This is a genomic window from Plantactinospora solaniradicis, assembly GCF_042658085.1.
Taxonomy (GTDB): domain Bacteria; phylum Actinomycetota; class Actinomycetes; order Mycobacteriales; family Micromonosporaceae; genus Plantactinospora; species Plantactinospora solaniradicis.
In genome coordinates this window covers 1-3,530 of the sequence record NZ_JBHSPR010000134.1, presented here as the reverse complement: position 1 = coordinate 3,530, position 3,530 = coordinate 1, and the positions used below count along the sequence as shown (strand labels likewise).

At 69.3% G+C, this 3,530-nt stretch carries 2 protein-coding genes; both read left to right on the top strand.

Translation table 11 applies throughout. The features are described 5' to 3' along the window. The first annotated feature begins 173 nt into the window (after window positions 1–173). Window positions 174–1,346 (top strand): glutathione-independent formaldehyde dehydrogenase, encoded by a 1,173-nt coding sequence (locus tag ACFP2T_RS47840; protein WP_377434749.1) that lies wholly within the window; start codon window positions 174–176, stop codon window positions 1,344–1,346. Between the two features lie 505 nt (window positions 1,347–1,851). Then, the gene (locus ACFP2T_RS47835; RefSeq protein ID WP_377434746.1) at window positions 1,852–2,490 is read left to right on the top strand and encodes a YoaK family protein; all 639 of its coding nucleotides are present in this window, start codon (window positions 1,852–1,854) and stop codon (window positions 2,488–2,490) included. Window positions 2,491–3,530: the final 1,040 nt, after the last annotated feature.

Below are 3,530 nucleotides of genomic sequence, written 5' to 3'. Positions count from 1 at the left end.
GGCGGGCGGGCGGGCGGGCGGGCGGGCGGAAAATATCTCGCCGTCAGCGGGAGTCATCCGGCCGACGTTGGGGATCCTCCTTCTCTGGTCGCCGGCAGCAGTGGCAGGCGGCCAGACCGGGTCGCGCGGCCGGGGGTCGCCGGCTGGGACGAGCGAAGAGGTTACGGGGACGAATGAGAGCGGTGGTCTACGAGGACGTCCGGACCGTCGGGATGCGGGAGGTGCCCGACGCGACGCTCGAGGTGGATACCGACGCGCTGGTACGGATCACCTCCAGCGCCCTGTGCGGCAGCGACCTGCACATGTACGACGGGCGGACCGGAGCGAACCCCGGCCTGGTGCTCGGACACGAACCCCTGGGCGTTGTCGAGCAGGTGGGCGGTGCCGTGCAGACCGTCCGGCCGGGCATGCGGGTCGTGATCCCCACCCATCTGTTCTGCGGCACCTGCGCGATGTGCGCCCAGGGACTTTCCGCAGCCTGCCTGCGGGCGAGGGCCGACGGGACGGGCGCCGCGTACGGCTACGCCGGAATGGGGCCTTACCGGGGCGCCCTGGCGGACCTCCTCCGTGTGCCGTGGGCCGACGCGAACTGCCTGCCTCTGCCCGGACAGCCCGGTGACGAGTACGAGGATGACTTCGTCCTGCTCGCCGACGCCTTCGTCACTGGCTGGCACGCCGCCACGCTCGCCGGGGTCGAGCCCGGCGACACGGTGGCCGTATTCGGCGCCGGCACCATCGGCCTGCTCAGCGCGTACTCTGCTCGGATCCGGGGCGCCCGGATCGTGTACTGCGTGGACGGCGTGGACGCCCGACTGGACAAGGCCGGCGAACTCGACGCGGTCCCGATCGACTTCCGCCGCAGCGACCCGGTCGAACAGATCCGCCAGGACCGGGTACGGGCGGGTCTGCCCCTCGGCGAGGAAAAGCTCGGCGGCGTGGACAAGGTGATCGACGCGGTCGGGTTTCAGGCCCGCGATCGCGAACACCCCGACCAGGAACGGCCCGGTCAGGTGATCGCCGACGCGGCCCGCCTGGTCAACCCGACAGGCGCGATCGCCGTTGCCGGCGTCTACCCCGACAAGGACCAGCACCCGCGACCCGGCGCGACCGCCCACGAAGACCTCGTCGTGCCATGGGGAACTCTGTTCGGCAAAGGCGTCACAGTCCGGTTCGGCCGTACCCACGACCGCCGCTACACCCGGCTGCTACGCGACCTGGTGCTCTCCGGCCGAGCCAGACCCGGCGTCATCGTCACCCACCACGGCACGCTCGCAGACGCACCCGACCTGTACCGCCGCTTCGACCGACGCGAAGACGGCGTGATCAAGGCCGTACTCCACCCCTGAGATGACGAACCCGTACCCCAGCCTCGGATTTGTCTCGCCGCCAGCCGTCGACGCACACCGACCGGCGGCCGGGGGTCGTCCATCCCGACATCACGATCGAGTACGGCTGGGCGGTCCGGACGTGTCCCTAGGCAGCGCCAGGTAGCGACGTACGCAGCTGCAGCAGGAGGGGCTCTGCACGCGCTACCTGCACACGTCGATCTGTACGCCGGCAAGTGGACGTTCAACTCCCATTCCCACCTGTGGTACTCGCGCGGCATCTCCAGGGTTGCGAACTGGAGGATGAGACGTGTGGATGTCACGGCAGCGACGCCGCCTCCGCTACCGATTCCGAGTCGATCCACTGATGTGATCTCCGCCGAGTGGCCGATACGCAGCGGCCGGAACGACTGGTTCGACGCCCTGCGGTGGCGGGGGCCGTACACGTCACGGCCCGGCCGGCCCGGTCGCTGCACTAAGCTGAGGCGGTGATCGACCGGCGTCCGCAGGGCCCCTGCCTGGGCTGTTGGTCGGGCTGACCGTCGTCTCGGGTTTGGTCGACGCGTTCAGCTTATTGGGCTTGGGCCGCGTGTTCGTGGCCAACATGACCGGCAACGTGGTGTTCCTCGGCTTCGCCATCGCCGGGACCGGCGGGGTCTCGATCGAGGGGAGTCTGCTGGCGTTGGCGGGCTTCGTGCTGGGCGCCCGGGTCGGCGGGCGGTGGGCGGCCGACCGGGCGCCGCACCGGGGCCGCCTGCTGGCGGTCGCCACCGGGGTACAGGCCGGGCTTGTCATCGTCGCCGCAATCGTCGTCAGCGTCGTCGGAGTACCCGACCTCGTCACCCAGCTGGCACTGCTCGGGCTGCTCGGGCTGGCAATGGGCGGGCAGAACGGGGTGGTCCGTCGGCTCGGCGTGCCCGATCTGCCCACCACCGTGCTGACCCGGACCATCACCGGCCTGGTAGTGGACGCCGGTCACGCGCCGCTGCAGTCACGGCCGCTGCTATCCGTGCTTGCGTTGCTCTGCGGTGCCATCGTGGGCGCCGCCCTGCTGCGCTGGCTGGCCCTGCCCGCGCCGCTGTGGCTGGCCGCGCTGCTGCTGGTCGGCTACGCAATCGGCGCCGGAGTGGCCGCCGCCCGTCCCCGCTCGGACGACTGGCGCTGACCGGCGCCAACCCAGGAGTCGGGAGTGCGGAGTGGCAGCTGTTCCAACTCGACCTGACCACCGGGCCCGGGGCCATCCGTCGCCCCGGTTCCCGGCGAAACGCAAATTCAACTCGCATCTCAACAGCGCGGCAGCGTTATTGTGATCCGGTCATCCGTAGGCAGCGCGATATAACGACGTCCGAATCTGGCACGATCCACGCGTTACGCAGCGTCACGCCAAGCTGGCCTGGCTGCCGCCCGGGCGTAGCCGATGAGCGGGCACGTCGGGCGTCACGCTGGGTAAGCGACCGCAGCGCGAGTACCGCAAGCCGCTCGGCAACCGCATCTGGCGGAAGCGGATACGAGACGCGATGTCGAGGCGTCAGCGAGCTGATTCTGCGCGGGACGGTCAGCATGCGTATCGGTAGGTGGTTAGGAGCCTTGAGACCTGGCACTCTACAAACGACTGTTACTCCTCAGAGATCCCGCGTCTCGCCGCGGTACTGGTGCACCATGGCACGGCGACCGACCCTTCAGCCGAACTCACCCTCACGTCAGCTATCGCCGAACTACAAGGTGGCCCATGGAAAGCCGCCGAAGGCCGAGCACCTCAAGACACTGCCCAAGCCTCTGTACCGCTACCTCCGCCGAGTGATTTCGAAGCTTGATCATCCTCGGTCCTCGGTTCGACGTCGCGACGGTCTGCGATGACGCACTGCTGTCCGCGGCTGTTCGGGAGCGAGATATCGCGCGGTGGCGCAGGAGCGTCCGGTACTTCGGTGACCGTCAGCGGTGATGCGTTCATGTGCGAGGACGTCCGGTCGTGTCAACGAGCGCGCACCGTTGCCTTCCGGCTCAGGTCACATGGCGAGCACCGCGGTGAACATCGATGGCAGAGCGCGTGGGCGAGACACGGGCCGGCAGGGTGGCCGTCTCGACCTCTCTGCAGCGCCGTGCTCGTGCGGCGAGTCGGCGGGACGCGCCATGCGGACGCGGAGATGTCAACGCCGCTCGAATCCTGAGCACTGTGATCCGGCTGAAACGGGACCACCTCGGTTT